Genomic DNA, 17141 nt, shown 5'->3' on the forward strand with positions numbered 1-17141 from the left:
ATTTTAGAAATTGACTAACGTCATTCACAGTTTCTAAAGTTTAACTAAATATTGAATGACATAACTTAAATTATTTTATTATGAAAAAGTTAGAATTAAATCAAATGGAAGTTTGCATTGCAGGAAAAGTTGATTATGGCGATATGACCTGTAGTGAATTTTGGACGGCTGCAAGTATTGCAGCAGGAGGTGCTTCTTGGTATGCAACTGCTGTATTTGGACCTATAGGTGGTGTTGGAATGTTTTTAGTTAGTGTAGCAGCCTCTATAAAAGGTGCAAGCTGTTAAAACTAAAAATATTATGAAAGAATTAAAAATTAAAAGAGAAAAACAGTTAGTTAGTGGTATTAGCAGTTTAAAAATTTTTGTTGAAGGAGAGTTTGTAGGAATTTTAAAAAATGGTGAAGTAAAATCTTTTTTTTATGATAAAGACAAATTAGATTTAAAAATTAAATATTACTGGTTATCTACTGAAATAAAACAAGTAGAATTACTGAATAATATAACTTCTTTTACAATTCAATTTAATTTAGAGAATAAAACATTTATCTTTTTTGGGATATTAATTAATTTATTAGCAATATCTGCTATTTTTAGTAAAAACTCTTTAGTCTTAATTCTATTTTTTTTAATACTAACCTATTTTATTTATATTTTAATGTTTAAAAAGAATAGGTTATTATTAAAAAAACAAAAGCATATATAATTTTTTTGATTAAAAGTCTATAAAATTCTTTGTAGACTTTTAATTATAACACCTATTAAAATAAAACCTCAAAACCAATTTAAAAAAATTGTTAGAACTAAAAAAAAAACGAAATTTAAATATTTTTTTAATTCTCGTTATCTTGACCATAATCTTGACCTTAATTTCAAATAAATTTTTAAATTTCCAAGAATTGACATATAGTTTTTATGCGGAGCAATTGTCTCAAAAACAAATAGAAAAACTATTAAAAAATCAACAAAACTGGAATTGGGTTATTTATCTAATAATTCCTTTACTAATCTTTTTAAGAGCTAATTTAGTTGCATTTTGTTTAAGTATTGGTATATTTTTTTATGATTTAGAAAACAAAGTTAAATTTAATCAATTACTTAAAATCACTCTAATAGGAGAATATATAATACTATCTGTTGGTTATTTTAAATTTATCTTTTTCTATTTTATAGTACGAAAATTTACTTTACAAGAATTTCAGCAATTTTACCCTTTAAGTTACACAAACCTTTTGAGTTTAGAAAAAATTGAACCTTGGCTCGTATATCCCTTACAAACGATTAATCTATTTGAAATTGGTTATTTTTTTGTATTAGTATATGGTTTGCATAAATTATTAAAAAATAAATTTTTAAAAAGTTTTGAAATTGTAGCAGTGAGTTATGGTACAGGTTTATTAATTTGGATAGTAGCTATTATGTTCTTAACCCTAAACATAAGCTAATTATGAGAAATAAGAAAATAATTATCATTATTAGTATTATTAGTATTATTAGTCTAATTTCTTATTTAGGTTACAGTATTATTACAAAAACAAAAGAAAAAAATAAAATTGCCAAACAAATACAAACCATACCAAAATTTGAATTAAAAACATTAGATAATGTTTCTTTTACAAATCAAAATTTAAAACCAAATCTAAATACAATTTTCATTTATTTCAATAGCGATTGTGATTTCTGTCATCACGAAGCAGAAAATATCAGTCAAAACTTAAATAATTTTAAGGGTGTTCAATTTATTTTTGTTTCTTTCGAAGAAACAGAAGCAATCAAAAAATTTGCAGAATTGTATAAATTAGATAATCAAGAAAATATTATTTTTTTAGAAGATAAAAAAGCAGAGTTCTCTATTCTATTTAATGCTAATTCTATTCCGTATATTTTAATCTACGATAAAAATAACAACTTAATAAAAAAACACAAAGGGCAACTAAACGCAAACGGAATTTTAAGAGTATTAAATCAAAATGACTAAACTAACAAATCTATCTCAAAAAAAACTACAACAAACTTTCACATTACAACACGACCAATCAGATTGTGGTGTAGCCTGTTTATTATCAATCATTCAATATTACGAGGGTTCTAATTCTTTAGAAAAATTAAGAGAATTAAGTGGTACAACAAAACAAGGTACAACCTTGTTAGGCTTATATCAAGCATCTAATCAATTAGGTTTTACTTCAGAAGGCAATGAGGCAGATATACAAGCAATCATAGACCACAAAGAACCATTAATACTTCACGTAGTAATTGAAAAACGTTTACAACATTATGTTATCTGTTACGGTTATGAAAATAATAAATTTATTATTGGAGACCCTGCCAAAGGAATAGTAAAATACACAAAAGAAGAATTAGAAAAAATTTGGACTTCTAAAACGTGTTTAACATTAACACCAAATAATAATTTTATAAAATCCAAAACAAAAACTAAAAACAAAAAAGATTGGTTTATAAAATTAGTAAAAGAAGATTCTAAATTAATCAGTTTTAGTATTATATTAGGTTTAGGCATTGCTATTTTAAGTATGGCAATGGCAATATTTTCTCAAAAACTAATAGATGATATTTTACCTTCAAAAGATTTTAACAAACTAATCACAGGTATTATTTTAGTTGCATTTCTTTTATTAATAAGAGTGCTATTTACAGCTTTAAGCGATTTCTTTTTAATTCGTCAATCAAAAGACTTTAATAATAGAATAATAGACAGCTTTTATACTTCTTTATTACACTTGCCAAAACCTTTTTTCGATACTCGTAAAATTGGAGAATTAGTTGCAAGGTTAAATGACACACAACGTGTTCAACGTGTAATAAGTCAAATTATTGGTAATGTTGCCATAAACCTATTAGTTACAATTGTTTCTTTAGGTTTCTTATTTTTCTATTCTTGGCAAACAGGTTTAATTGCTTCTGTTAGTTTGCCTTTTTACTTTTTATTAATTTATAGTTTTAATAAACGTATTATCAATGCACAAAAAGAAGTAATGCAAGGGTACGCATTTAGTGAGAGTAATTATATAAGCTCTATACAAGGTGTTGCCACTATAAAAAATAACAATAGACAATCTATTTTTCAAAAAATCAATCAACTAATTTACGGTAACTTTCAAGAAAAAGTTTTTAGTCTTGGTAAAATAAATGTTCGCTTGTCAATATTTTCAGGTGTATTTAGCGTATTATTTTTAATAAGCATTTTAATTTATACATCTGTGCAAGTATATAATGAAACAATGCAATTAGGAGAATTAATGGCAGTATTAGGCATTGCAGGTTCTTTAATGCCTTCTGTTGCTAGTTTAGCATTAATCACAATTCCAATTAATGAAGCCAAAGTAGCATTTAATAGAATGTATGAATTTACTTCCATAGAAGAAGAAAATAAAGGGAGCATAGCCCTATCAAAATTCAATTCTTTAGAAATTAAAAACCTTTCGTTTCGTTTTGCTGGTAGAAAAGAACTCTTTAAAAATATTAATATATCCGTTTATAAAAATGAATGTATTGCAATTGTTGGAGAAAGCGGAAGTGGTAAAAGTACAATAGGGCAAGTACTACAAAAATTCTATCCTTTTGAAAATGGAGAAATAATTGTAAATAATGAGTATAATTTACCTAAAGTAAATACAGAAGATTGGCGTAATATTATAGGTATTATTCCACAAGATATTACCATATTTAGTGGCAATGTAGTATCTAATATTTTATTAGGTAAAGAAGATACACCTGAAAACATTCAGTTTTTTTGTAAGGAATACGGATTTACTGAATTTATAAACAGTTTACCTCAAGGCTTTACTACAATTTTAGGAGAAGAAGGTATAAATTTATCAGGTGGTCAAAAACAAATTATTGCCTTAATGCGAGTTTTATATAAGAAACCTCAATTAGTACTTTTAGATGAATTTACATCAGCAATGGACAGAAAAACAGAAAAATTTGTTTTAAACTTACTAAAGAAATTAAAATCTGAATTGACTATTATTTTCATTTCTCATAGGTTGCATTCTCTACCTCAAATAGCTGACAAAATTTATGTATTGGAAGATGGAGAAATTTCTAATTTTGGAACACATCAGAAATTAATGGAAACTACAAATTTTTATAGCGAATTTTGGACTGAATTAAGAATTAAGGATAATGATTAAAAAACGCCCAGTTGCCAACACCGTATATAATTTATTGCTGGTTTTAGCTCACTTGGGAAAGTCCTCTCGGACTTTCTTGGTCGGTAATTATTTACAAAATTAGTTGCTTGAAACACGCAACAAACCATATACAAACACGTTGTAACACATTTATGAAAACGAAAATCCTTATAAATTTTATTATTCTTTTTTCATTTCAAAATTTGTACACTCAATTTAAAGTTGAACAAATTATTGGAGCTTGGGAATCATTTGAGACTGATACTGTAAGAAATAAAAATCAAAAAAATATTCCTATTACTGAAAAGAACGAATCTAATTATAAGAAAGAAATAATGACTGTAGTTTTGAAATTTTATCAAAATAATCAAATGGAATATACTGTAAATAGTTTTGGAGAAAAAGCAAAATACAAACTAAAAGATAGTATTTTAACAATGGGAACTTCAAATTATACTATTTTGAAAATCTCCAAAAATTTATTAGTCATTAGGAGTGAACTTTTTTCAATTGAGGAGAATTACAGAAGAATTGAAAATAAATAGAATATTTTGAAAGTATAAAAAAACGTGTTACAACACCGTGTATAAAAAATTGCTATTTTTGGTTTTATCAAAAGTTGTTGCTTGTTTGCCAACTTCAGAATTTCCGTTGGAAATTCCTCGTTGCCAAAAACGCAACTTTTCATAACACAAACACGTTAGGTGCAATACAAAAAAACGAATGAACTATGAACCCAGAAGATTATATTAAATGGATTCAATTAATAATTAATGCTTTTGCTCTTGGAGCAGCAGGTTGGATTTATAGAGCATATATTTTAAATTTAAAAGCGAGTATTTCAGCAAAAGATGAGCAAGTTAAAATAGTTGAAAAAAACCTTAATCTTTGGAAAGACCGAGTATCCGAATTGGAGAGAAAAACGCCTGAGTTTATGGAAAATGCTTTGAATCAAAGAATAAAAATTCGAGAAGACGAAATTGAAAGGTTGAGTTCTGATAAAGATTATCACGAAGATGAGCATTCACGAAAAAGTGCGGAATTAGAAATCCTTAAATCCGAGTTAGAAAAAGCAAAAGAAATGCAAACTTCGTTGTCTTTCATTGGAGAAGATTTCGAAGAATACCTTTTTGAACGTGATGGCAAAATGGAAGTAGAAAAAGCTGGTTATGTCAATGTTGCAAGTGGACAATTATTAATAACTGACCCAATATTCATTGACCGAGATTGGCAAAAAGAGGAATTTGAAGATTTAAGAATATATAAAGATATAGAAACACAACACGTATATCAATATCAAAAAGATTTCAATAATTTTGAAAATATAATTACTGGGTTTGATAAAACTGTAAATCAATTAGTAGAATCTAAGAGATTTGTTCCAGTAAAAATAGAAAGAGATTTAAATTATTCTTTTGCAGGTTCTTGCTATGCAACTATGAACGAAAATGGATATGGTGAAATTCAATACTCTAAAGGGGGAGACTGCGCAGGAGTATCTTTAAATACAGCATTTGGAGATGGAATATTCCCTGTCTACATTGAAAAATATGACGGAAGAAATATTAGAGCATATATAAATCTAATATAAGTACTGCACCTAACACCGTATAAAAAAAATTGCTAAATTAGTGCTTAAATAAAGGCAGTTACATTTTTATCAACTTCTGAATTTCCTTCGGAAATTCCTCGCTGACAAAACCGCAACTTTCCTTATACAACAACGTTGGCAGCAATTACACGGGAACTTATCCAAATATGATAGTATCACATGAAGATTTAAACAAACTCAATGACAAGCAATTTGAAAAGCTTGTTAAAACACTATTAATTTCAATTATAGGAAACGGTGTAACACCTTTTAGTCAAGGAAAAGATGGCGCTAGAGAAGCTACATTTAAAGGAAAAGCTAACTATCCATCAAAAGCAAACAATTGGAAAGGACATTGGATTTTTCAAGTAAAATATTCGAACATTGCATTTGGCATAGACAAAGCAAGAAACCAAATCAAGTATAGTATAAATGGAGAATTAAAAAAACTTGAAGAATACGGATACTTTGAAGATAATAAATGTGACAATTATATTTATATCACGAATGTACCTTTTAGTGGACAAGCAGATAAAGGTTTACATGATTACGCTCAAAAAAAAATAAAAAACTATAAAGTTGAAAATTTTGATTACTGGGATGGAGAAAAAGTTATAGGTTTTTTGAATACTAATCCTACTGTTCGAGAAACATTCTTCCCTAACCCTGGAATAGAAATACTAGAAGAAAAATTTTACAATGAAATAAACATAACTTTCGTAAAACCAAACCTCTACGACACATTAGTAAAGGAGCTTTTACAAAAAAAATACATAAACATTATTGGTCAACCACACGTCGGTAAATCATTTTTATCAATGTACATAGCTCAAGATATTTTTAATTCACAAAATTTAAATGAAATAGTATTAATACCAATTATTGATAACCTTCAATCCATTCCAAAAATCACAAATTGCGTAATAATTTTAGATGATTTATATGGTGACTTAAACTACGACAGCATAGGTAGGCAAACAAAGATAGTATCTAGCTTAGCTAAAAATAATTACTTAATAGTAACATCAAGAGATTACATTTTTCAAGAAGCAGTTAAAAACAAAGAACTTTTAGACGGTCATAGTTTTACTATAAACCAAGAAGGAGCATACTCTGATACTCAACTAGAAGAAATACTTTTAAATCACATTAATATAAACTTTGTTAAATCATCAGATAATGAAAAAGCTTATGAGTTTATTATTCGAAATAGGTTAGGAATTGTTCGCCAACTGCGATTTCCTCATAACATACAGCTATTTACGACTATAATTGATAACACAATTATTACCAAGAAATTATTAGAAGATAAAATTTCAAATGCAAAACAGATTGAAAGTATTGTACTTACTTGGTTAAGTCAACAATCACAAATAAATAAAAACGTTCTACTTTCTCTAGCAATTGGTAAAATTCAAACTAAGGATATTCTTAAAAAGATATGTGAAACCCAGTGGAATTATGACTCTTCAACAATTGAAACTAGTCTTATAGAAAATGAACGATTAGTATATTCAGATAAGTTAACAGTCAGATTAAAACACCCTTCTTTTAAAGAAGCAATTGTGAATTATTTTTTACAAAATAATCATCAAAAAATTACTGAATTAATTCTAAACCTGATTTTAAACTTACCTAAAAATGAAAAGAGGTCTATAAATAGATCCCTTGCATATAAAATTATAGAAGAGCTTGAGGTTCAAGATTTACTTCTTATGATTGACACTAAAAATGTAGCAAGTAACTTTCTTGAAATAATATGGCTAAGTCTAATTCGTAAAAATAAAAAACAAGCTTTAGAAAAAATACTTTCTTTAATGGATAAGACCAAAAAGGGAAACAGATATTTTAGAAGTTTTGTTGCTTCGAAAGCATTTATGAAAGACAAAGAAATTTTAGTCTTAATAGAATATTTTATGAAAAATAGAGATATCAGTAACTCTGTTGATAAACTTATTGAACATTTTTCTTACCGAATCAGGTTAAAAATAAGACCTATTATTGATTCATTAGATTATAATAATCCAAAAGATTTTAACTTAAAAATAAAACTTCTTGGCTGTGTTGGAAGTAAGTATCCTGACATGGTAACTCATCAGTTGATTTCTTTTTGTTATGAAAGGTTAGCTACAAGTCGCAGAAAAGTATATAAAGCCATTAATATGTTAGATAATGGTCAAGAAGATATTATTGAAAAAGCTTATAGAGAAATATTAAATAGAGAAACTAATAAAATAAATCTTAAAATAATTAAAACTAAACTAGCTAGAATACAAAAAACTGCTGCCAACAACGTATATAAAAAATAGCGGTTTAATCGCTTAAACGAAACAAAATGAATAAATTAGAGGTCTTTGTAAAATTAAAAAATTAGTGCATAAAATCCGCTACTTTTCATATACAAGACCGTTGGCACAAATAAACCAATCACACTCTGAAGAATGACTGAAAAGGAAATTATTAAATACCTTGATATAGTTTTTAAAGATATTACTAATTTTAATTTAGTTTCTATAAATAATTCTATTGCAAAAGTTTTAAAACACGAAACTAAAGAAGAGAAAGAAAAATTATTTTTAACTGTAAAAAAAGTTAAGTTATTTGGGAAAAATAACGACTTATTTGAAAAGAATGGAGATGGAGATTGGTATTTATTAACAGAAAAAGGAAAAGAATTAAAAAAATCTAAATTAGGTTTTAATAAGTTTGAAAATAAATCAAAAAAAAGGTCAATGACTAAGTTTGAAAAATGGTCATTATTATTAATTACTTTGCCAATAATTATTAATTTAATTCAATGGAATTATTCTTCAACTTTAAAATCTGAACTTGAATCTTGTAACTCTGAAATGAACAGTTTAAAAACTGAATTAAATTCCAATAAAAATACAAAGACTGAAAAAAAAATGAAAAAAATATTAGATACATTAAAAATCCAATAAAGAATCTGAATAAACTACTTGCGCCAACACCGTATAGTAAAAATAGCTAAATTAGTGCTTTACAAAACTAGTCGAATTTTTGTAAACGTCCATTTTCCTGCGGAAAATAGCCGTTCACTTTAAACGCAACTTTCAATATACAACAACGTTAACTACAAGCTGAAAATCGAGACTTAAATGAAAATTATCCCACCATATCAAATTACAAGTGAAATCCTCAATCTAATAAATGAATCTGAAAAATATATTGTTTTAGTTTCTCCGTATGTAAATTTCAATAATTGGGACAGAATAAAAGTTGATATTTTGAACGCTATAAAAAGAGGAGTTAGAATAGAATTTTATGCACGATTGGACAACGAAAACTTTAAGAGCTGGGAACAAATCGAAAATCTGGGTATAAAACCAAAACTGATTAAAAATCTACACGCAAAATTATATTTTAATGAAAAGTCTGGTATAGTAACTTCTATGAACTTACTAACGAGTTCTAACTTAAACGCAATAGAATTTGGTTCAATTTATCATACAGAACAAGAATTATCTGAACTGAAAAGTTTTGTAAAAAAATACTTGGAACCAAACATTACATTGGCAAAACCGAATGAAGAAGATTTATATTTAGCTAAAGAAAAATTTACTATAATTCTTTCTAATTTTTTATCAAATAAGTTCAATAGAAGTGTAAATACAAGATGGAGAAATGGTACTATTGAATTCAATGTAAATAATCAATATTTTTTTGACATAGACAAAGGAAGTAATTTGATTAATATAGCAGGAATAATTTCAGGATTAGAGTTCGAGAATTTTAATAGTTTTAAAGAAAAATATAACTATAGTGGATTTCAAATTTCAGCTAGTCCAAACAGTATTTATATCTCATCAGATTTTAAGATTTCTAATAGCAACTTGAATTTTATATCTGTTTCCGAGAAAAAGAGACTTGTTGAAATTGTTGCAAAGTTTGTTGAAGACTTGACCGAATACAAGAACGAATGTTATGAAAATAAAAAAGCCTGTAGTTAACACCGTATATAATTTATTGCTGGCTTCTTGCCTACTTGCGAAAGTCCTCGCGGACTTTCTTTGTCCGTAATTATTTACTAAATTAGTTGCTTAAAACACGCAACAAACCATATACATCAACGTTGCCAAACATATAAAAAATGTACTTTACTGAAATAGGTTGACTAAAAATTAAACACTTAATTATAGTCACTTATGAAAACTCAAAACAACCCTGGCAAAAAAAACGTACGAAAAAGCACCTTTAGAGCTCAAATTATTTGTCGTTGACCAAATTCAGAATGGACACAACTACTTAGCAATCGTTACTCATGCATATTCTAAGCAAATTACGGGATGTAAACTCGACAATCAAATGAGGAACGGTATAAATTAACCTAAAAAAAGGTCAACCTATATCAGTATAATATAAAAGGATTGCAACTGTAATACAAAAGAATTGCTACTACCCTACACTGCAATGTTTATCATAAAGTAAAAACAATTGCTACAAATTCACAAAGACGATACAAATTCTCATCAAAATAAATAATTGCATTACAAAAACAAAAAGGATTGCAAATGTAATACAAAAGGATTGCCATTACTTTACATTGCAATTTTATCACAAAGTAAAAACAATTGCTATAAATTCACAAAAACAACACAAAGCCATATCAAAATAAATTATTGTATTACAAAAACAAAAAAGATTGCAACTGTAATACAAAAGAATTGCTACTACCTTACACTGCAATGTTTATCATAAAGTAAAAACAATTGCTACAAATTCACAAAGACGACACAAATTCTCATCAAAATAAATAATTGCATTACAAAAACGAAAAGGATTGCAAATGTAATACAAAAGGATTGCCATTACTTTACACAGCATTTGCAGAAGAAAATGGCATAATGATGAGCATGACAGAACAATATGATCCTTATGAAAACGCAATTGCAGAGCGAATTAATAGAACTTTAAAATATGAATATGGACTTAGAAATTGCATTAAAAATACTGCCATTGCTCAAGAAGTAACAAAACAAGCTGTATATATTTACAACAATTTAAGAACCCATTTTAGCTTAGAATTAAGAAAACCAGCAGAAGTACATTTAAATCCAAACATCAAATACAAATCATATCGAAGAAATAATGTAAATTTGACTGAACTAGTTATATAGAATATAAATAATTTAAAAGGTATAAATTAGACCAAAAAAGGTCAACCTATATCAGTATAATACAAAAGATGTTTACCTAAAAGGAATTGACTCTAAAGAACATTATTTGAGAGTGTATAGAATGCAATAACGTGTTACTACACCGTGTAAAAAAAATTGCTGGTAAAAGCCAATTTACGAAAGTCCTCGCAGACTTTGAACTGCTCCCAAAAAGTTAGACACTATTTGAGGGTATTATTATGGGAAGAAAAGTCAAGTATGATTACGCATTTAAACTTCGATGTGTAAAGCAAGTTTTAAAAAATAACCAAACAGTTGAAGATGTGTCTAAGTTATATGGTTGTCATCATACAACCCTTCATGATTGGATTCGATTTTATGAAAAATATGGTAAAAAAGCACTATTACCAAGAAAAACAAAAGTGTATAGCATTCCTTTTAAACTTAAAGTTTTAAAAGCTATTGACAAAGATTCATTATCTTTCAGTCAAGCTTGTTTAGAATTTAATATTCCTACAAAATCTGTAATTATGAAGTGGCAACGTAATTATAAAAAAGAGGGTATTATAGGCTTAAACATTAAACCTAGAGGTAAACCAAAATCTATGCAATTTAAGAGGGCTAAAAAAAAGTCTAATAAACCTTTAACAAGAGAAGAGGAACTTTTATTAGAAAATGAATCATTACGTGCAGAACTGGACTTGCTAAAAAAGTTACAGGCCTTAATTCAACAAGAGCAAAACAAAAAGCAAAAGCCATAACAGAATTAAGGCATAAGTATGATTTAGATATTTTATTATATCATATGAACATGGCAAGAAGTAGTTATTATTATCATCATAAAAGAAGTCTTATAGTTGATAAATATAAAGAGATAAAACTATTGATTCATCAAATATATCATCGTCACAAAGGAAGATATGGTTATAGAAGAATCTCTTTAGAAATCAACAAAACAGGAACTCTAATAAATCATAAAACAGTACTCAAGTTAATGCGTGAATTAGGTTTAAAAAGTTTAGTCAGAGCTAAAAGATACAAGTCTTATAAAGGGCAAATAGGGGAAACAGCTCCTAATATATTACAACGAAATTTTAAAGCTATTAGGCCAAATAAAAAATGGGCTACCGATATTACAGAATTTAAAGTTTTAGGAAAAAAACTATATCTATCTCCAATAATTGATCTCTTTAATAGAGAAATAATAAATTATCAATTATCTGAAAAACCTGATTTTAAACAAGTAGCTATTATGCTGAAAAAGTCTTTTAAGAAAATACCTGATCAAACAAATTTAATATTACATTCAGATCAAGGATGGCAATATCAAATGAAACAGTATCGAAGATTATTAACAGAAAAAGGAATTACTCAGAGTATGTCTCGTAAAGGAAATTGTTTAGATAACGCTGTGATAGAAAATTTCTTCGGTATTCTAAAATCTGAATTGTTTTATATAAATAAATACAAGTCGATATCTCAATTAAAAAAAGAGATTAAAGTGTATATAAAATATTATAATAATGAGAGAATTAAACAAAATTTAAAGGGAATGAGACCGATTGAATATCGAGCTAATTATTATCAAAATTAATTATAAATTTGTCTAAACATTTGGGTGCACTTCACTTTCTATATGTGTTTTATTTGCTAACTTTAATGCTTAAAACACGCAACTAATCATACACAACAACGTTGGCAACAAGCTAAAAACTGTACTTTCCTGAAATAGGTTGACTAAAAATTAAACACTTAATTATAGTCACTTATGAAAACACAAAAACAACCTTGGCGAAAAAAAACGTACGAAAAAGCAACTTTAGAACTCAAATTATTCGTCGTTGACCAAATTCAGAATGGACAGATTTCCACAAACTTTGCTTCCAAAAAATATGATGTTCCTAGAACTACAATTGGGTATTGGATCAAAAAATATAGTACTTTAGTCCAACAAAATACAGGTATGAGTAAATTAGATGAGATTAAAAAACTAAAGGAACGTATTGAAGAATTGGAGTTTGTAAAGGAATTTCAACAAGATATTATTGCTGACATGGAAATCATTACTGGAGTCGATTTGTCAAAAAAGTCGTTGCCCAAAACATTAGCGAAAGAGATAGAACTAAAAAAGAAAAACCGTTTAAAAGAAAATGGTTCTATGAGTGTTTTGGGATTAGTAAACAAGCCTTCTACAAAAGACTCAAAACCCAAAAAAACAAACGACTAAACGATGAAAAAGTCATCGTAATGATACAAGAATATCGAAAATTAGTTGGTATGAGAACTGGCGGAATTAAGTTATATGATGAACTTAAACAAGACTTTATAAAACAAGGTATTAAAATCGGTAGAGACAAGTTGTACGATGTGTTAAGGCTTCATAATTTACTTGTTCCTAGGCTTAAAAACTATGTAACAACAACAAACTCTAATCATCAATTTAGAAAATATAAAAACCTAATTAAAGACCAAGTTCCTACTCGACCAGAACAACTATGGGTAAGCGATATAACATACATTAAAACAGACAATGGACACAATTACCTAGCAATCGTTACAGATGCATATTCTAAGCAAATTATGGGCTATAAATTAGATAACAACATGAAGACATCACTTTGTTCAGAAGCGCTAGAAATGGCTATTAAAAATAGAAAATACCCTGATAAAAAATTAATACATCATTCTGACAGAGGTTTTCAATACTGTAACCCCAAATACACAGCATTTGCAGAAGAAAATGGCATAATGATGAGCATGACAGAACAATATGATCCTTATGAAAACGCAATTGCAGAGCGAATTAATAGAACTTTAAAATATGAATATGGACTTAGAAATTGCATTAAAAACACTGCCATTGCTCAAGAAGTAACAAAACAAGCAGTATATATTTACAACAATTTAAGAACCCATTTTAGCTTAGAATTAAGAAAACCAGCTGAAGTACATTTAAATCCAAACATCAAATACAAATCATATCGAAGAAATAATGTAAATTTGACTGAACTAACAATTTGAAAACAAAACTAGTTCAAAATATTTTTTGCCTTCTAAACGGCTAAAAAAAGGTCAACCTATATCAGTATAATACAAACCAATCTGAATGGACAAAGAAAAACCGAGACTTGCAAGATTGACAGCAATTTTGACTCAATTACAATCGAAACGAATTGTAACTGCAAAAGACATTGCCGAAAAACATAATGTAAGTATCAGAACGGTTTATCGAGACATCCGAACACTTGAAAAATCGGGAATTCCAATTGTAACGGAAGAAGGAAAAGGCTATTCAGTAATGGAAGGTTATAAAATTCCACCTGTAATGTTTACTCAAGATGAGGCGAATGCTCTTATAACGGCTGAACAATTGATTAGCAAAAACAAAGACCAATCTTTGACCGAACAATATGAAAGTGCAATAAACAAAATCAAATCTGTTTTAAAATACAACCAAAAAGAAAAAACAGAATTATTGACAAACAGAATTCAAGTTCGCAACAATCGGGAAAATGAAAAAACAAGTAATTACCTCATAAAACTTCAATCTACTATTTCAAATTATCAAGTGGTAAAAATGGATTATCTGTCATTGGCAGATAATAAAAGTCAAAGAGAAATAGAACCATTTGCACTTTACACGACACAAGAAAATTGGGTGCTTATTGCTTTTTGCAAAGAAAAAAAGGACTTCAGAGCCTTTAGACTTGACTGCATCCAAAAATTAGAAATCTTGGAGAAGAATTTTAAACCTCATAAAATGACGTTGCAAGGATATCTTGAAAATTGTAGCTCAAAATATAAAAACACCCCTGACACACCTTTGTCACAAGGTCAATCTAAATTTGCATTAAATCAAAAAATATAAATAAGATGCAAATAGTAAAAATTGAACCTTTTAAAATTATCGGAATTTCGATAAGAACAACAAATGAAAACGGACAAGCCTCTCAAGAAATTGCCGATTTATGGCAACGATTTATGTCCGAAAACGTAATTTCTAAAATTCCGAACAAAATAGACAATTCCGTTTATTCATTATACACGGAATACGAAAGCGACCACACAAAACCTTACACAGCAATTCTTGGCTGTAAAGTTGAAAATTTAGATGGTGTGCCAAATGGAATGGTTGGAAAATCATTTAATGGAGGAACTTATTCCAAAACGACATCAAAAGGAGATTTAATGCAAGGTTTGGTCGTAAACCAATGGTCGAAAATATTTGAAATGGAATTGGACAGAACCTATGATGCCGACTTTGAAATTTTTGGAGAAAAGGCTCAAAATCCAACAGATGCAGAAGTCGAGTTTTATGTAGGCATTAAAGGCTAACAAAAATATGCGAATAAAAAAGTTTGAAATAAAAACAGACGAAAGAGTAAATGAGGTTTTTGCAAATTATCCCGACTTTGTTCGGGATAAAATGCAATTCCTACGTGAATTGGTAATTGAAACAGCGGAAGAAACCGAAGGAATTACCAGATTGGAAGAAACTCTAAAATGGGGAGAACCGAGTTTTGTAACTAAAAACGGTAGTACATTGCGAATGGATTGGAAAGAAAAATCACCAGACCAATACGCTATGTATTTTCAATGTACAAGCAGATTAGTAAATACGTTTAGATTGGTTTTTGACCACAAATTTGAATATGAGGGAAAACGAGCAATTGTGTTTAAATTAAACCAAAAAGTTCCAGAAATGGAATTAAAAGAATGTATAAAAGCTTCTTTGACTTATCACAACGTGAAGGAATTAATTACGTTAGGAATTTGAGAAATTAAAGACGAATGAACAAAAGCCAGTTGCCAACACCGTATATAATTTATTGCTGGCTTCTTGCCTACTTGCGAAAGTCCTCGCGGACTTTCTTTGTCCGTAATTATTTACTAAATTAGTTGCTTGAAACACGCAACAAACCATATACAACAACGTTGGCAATAATTTAAGAGAAAATTGATTAATGTTAATTAATGCAAAAAACATGCACGTTTTGTAAATAATACATATATTTGCTTAAAATAAAAAAGACAAAATGTTAATCGAATTTAAATGCAGAAATTTTCTTTCATTCAAAGATGAAATTTGTTTAAACTTATCTACAGTTGATACTTATACAGAACATAAAGATACTCATATATTAAAAACGAATAAATTAAATTTATTAAAATCAATTGCTCTTTACGGAAGTAATGGAGGAGGAAAATCTAATTTATCAAGAGCAATTACATTAATGGATAATTTAATTCATTATTCATTTAGAGACTCATTGAATAAAGATGAAGAACGAGGTGATTGGACTGGAGATTTTAAATTATGTAATGATACAATAGGAAAACCATCAATGTTTGAAGTTTCATTTTTTGTAGGTGAAGATATCTATCGCTATGGATTTGAAATGTATAATTGGGAAGTTATTAGTGAATGGTTATATAAAACAGAGAAACGAGAAACTCTACTTTTCAGTAGAAAGGGAAATGATTTTAAAATAAATGAAACAAGGTTTGAAGAAGGAAAAAGATATAAAGAAGTAAACCAAAATGTATTATTTATAAGTTTTTTAGCACAGTATAACTCAGGAGAATCAGGGAAAGTGTTTAATTTTTTCAAAAAATTAAACATAGTAAATGCTTTAAGTGATGATCACATTAGCCATGTAACCAGGAAGTTGTTAAAAGACGATGAGAAATTTAAGAAATGGTTATCAATAGCCCTTCAATTTTTAGAAATAAGCTCAGTTCATGTTAGTCCAGATGAAAAGGAATTACTTTCAAAACACCCTGTTTATGATGAAAATAATTTATTAACTGGATTTACCGATTTTAGTGTGGAACGAAATGAAAGTGACGGAACTAAAAAATTAATTTATCTTCTTGGAGCTATCTATCATACGTTAAAACATGGAAGCGTATTCGTTATTGATGAATTCAACTCTAAGTTACATCCAAATCTTTCACTAAAAATTATCGAATTATTTCATAAGTATAATAATAATGGTGCACAATTTATAATTACAGTTCATGACCCAACATTATTAGACAAAGATGTTTATAGACGAGATCAATTTTGGTTTGTAGATAGAAATCAATTCGGTTCATCCGAACTTTACCCAATGTCAAATTTTAAAGCAACTGATGGATTAAGAAGTATGTCGGATTTTAGAAAGAAATATTTAAATAGCGATTTTGGAGCTGCTGAAAGCATTGAGTTAACTCAAGAATTTATTAACATCTCTAAAGAAATTTAAATTGGCTA

At 28.0% G+C, this 17141-nt stretch carries 19 protein-coding genes; all 19 read left to right on the forward strand.

What is annotated here, in order from left to right:
• The first annotated feature begins 80 nt into the window (after positions 1–80).
• The 19 genes from H0I27_RS15630 to H0I27_RS15720 all read left to right on the forward strand — a co-directional run bounded on the left by H0I27_RS15630 (position 81) and on the right by H0I27_RS15720 (position 17133).
• Positions 81–287: a hypothetical protein gene (locus tag H0I27_RS15630; protein WP_218731594.1), complete on the forward strand. Its 207-nt coding sequence runs from the start codon at positions 81–83 to the stop codon at positions 285–287.
• A 13-nt stretch (positions 288–300) separates the two neighbouring features.
• Positions 301–705, forward strand: a complete 405-nt coding sequence (locus tag H0I27_RS15635) for a hypothetical protein (RefSeq protein WP_218731595.1) — start codon at positions 301–303, stop codon at positions 703–705.
• Positions 706–793: 88 nt separating this feature from the next.
• Entirely contained in the window at positions 794–1444 is a 651-nt protein-coding gene (locus H0I27_RS15640; RefSeq protein WP_218731596.1) for a hypothetical protein, read from the forward strand.
• Positions 1445–1446: 2 nt separating this feature from the next.
• A complete protein-coding gene (locus H0I27_RS15645; RefSeq protein WP_218731597.1) occupies positions 1447–1977 on the forward strand; it encodes a redoxin domain-containing protein in 531 nt (176 codons plus the stop codon).
• Entirely contained in the window at positions 1970–4156 is a 2187-nt protein-coding gene (locus tag H0I27_RS15650; RefSeq protein ID WP_218731598.1) for a peptidase domain-containing ABC transporter, read from the forward strand. The genes H0I27_RS15645 and H0I27_RS15650 overlap by 8 nt, the downstream gene beginning before the upstream one ends.
• A gap of 152 nt (positions 4157–4308) precedes the next feature.
• Positions 4309–4701, forward strand: coding sequence for a hypothetical protein (locus tag H0I27_RS15655; protein ID WP_218731599.1), 393 nt, complete (start codon positions 4309–4311; stop codon positions 4699–4701).
• 185 nt (positions 4702–4886) lie between these two features.
• Positions 4887–5747, forward strand: a complete 861-nt coding sequence (locus H0I27_RS15660; RefSeq protein WP_218731600.1) for a hypothetical protein — start codon at positions 4887–4889, stop codon at positions 5745–5747.
• A 167-nt stretch (positions 5748–5914) separates the two neighbouring features.
• Positions 5915–8056 (forward strand): hypothetical protein, encoded by a 2142-nt coding sequence (locus H0I27_RS15665; protein ID WP_218731601.1) that lies wholly within the window; start codon positions 5915–5917, stop codon positions 8054–8056.
• 132 nt (positions 8057–8188) lie between these two features.
• On the forward strand, positions 8189–8689 hold the full coding sequence (locus H0I27_RS15670; protein WP_218731602.1) for a hypothetical protein: 501 nt from the start codon (positions 8189–8191) through the stop codon (positions 8687–8689).
• 177 nt (positions 8690–8866) lie between these two features.
• Positions 8867–9718, forward strand: coding sequence for a hypothetical protein (locus H0I27_RS15675; protein ID WP_218731603.1), 852 nt, complete (start codon positions 8867–8869; stop codon positions 9716–9718).
• 807 nt (positions 9719–10525) lie between these two features.
• Entirely contained in the window at positions 10526–10885 is a 360-nt protein-coding gene (locus H0I27_RS15680) for an integrase core domain-containing protein (RefSeq protein ID WP_218731049.1), read from the forward strand.
• A gap of 239 nt (positions 10886–11124) precedes the next feature.
• The gene (locus tag H0I27_RS15685; RefSeq protein WP_025562376.1) at positions 11125–11646 is read left to right on the forward strand and encodes a helix-turn-helix domain-containing protein; all 522 of its coding nucleotides are present in this window, start codon (positions 11125–11127) and stop codon (positions 11644–11646) included.
• A complete protein-coding gene (locus H0I27_RS15690) occupies positions 11643–12479 on the forward strand; it encodes an IS3 family transposase (RefSeq protein WP_254713173.1) in 837 nt (278 codons plus the stop codon). Before H0I27_RS15685 ends, H0I27_RS15690 begins: the two co-directional genes overlap by 4 nt.
• A 174-nt stretch (positions 12480–12653) precedes the next feature.
• A complete protein-coding gene (locus H0I27_RS15695) occupies positions 12654–13112 on the forward strand; it encodes a helix-turn-helix domain-containing protein (RefSeq protein WP_218754484.1) in 459 nt (152 codons plus the stop codon).
• Entirely contained in the window at positions 13058–13906 is an 849-nt protein-coding gene (locus H0I27_RS15700) for an IS3 family transposase (protein WP_254713174.1), read from the forward strand. The genes H0I27_RS15695 and H0I27_RS15700 overlap by 55 nt, the downstream gene beginning before the upstream one ends.
• An 85-nt stretch (positions 13907–13991) precedes the next feature.
• The gene (locus H0I27_RS15705) at positions 13992–14753 is read left to right on the forward strand and encodes a YafY family protein (RefSeq protein WP_179336299.1); all 762 of its coding nucleotides are present in this window, start codon (positions 13992–13994) and stop codon (positions 14751–14753) included.
• A gap of 5 nt (positions 14754–14758) precedes the next feature.
• Positions 14759–15220 carry a GyrI-like domain-containing protein gene (locus tag H0I27_RS15710; protein ID WP_179336298.1) on the forward strand — a complete coding sequence of 154 codons (462 nt, stop codon included), beginning with the start codon at positions 14759–14761 and terminating at the stop codon, positions 15218–15220.
• A 7-nt stretch (positions 15221–15227) separates the two neighbouring features.
• Positions 15228–15662 carry a DUF1801 domain-containing protein gene (locus tag H0I27_RS15715; RefSeq protein ID WP_217363330.1) on the forward strand — a complete coding sequence of 145 codons (435 nt, stop codon included), beginning with the start codon at positions 15228–15230 and terminating at the stop codon, positions 15660–15662.
• A 259-nt stretch (positions 15663–15921) separates the two neighbouring features.
• Positions 15922–17133 (forward strand): ATP/GTP-binding protein, encoded by a 1212-nt coding sequence (locus H0I27_RS15720; RefSeq protein ID WP_218731604.1) that lies wholly within the window; start codon positions 15922–15924, stop codon positions 17131–17133.
• Positions 17134–17141: the final 8 nt, after the last annotated feature.

The sequence above is a fragment of the Polaribacter sp. HaHaR_3_91 genome (assembly GCF_019278525.1).
Classification (GTDB): Bacteria; Bacteroidota; Bacteroidia; order Flavobacteriales; family Flavobacteriaceae; genus Polaribacter.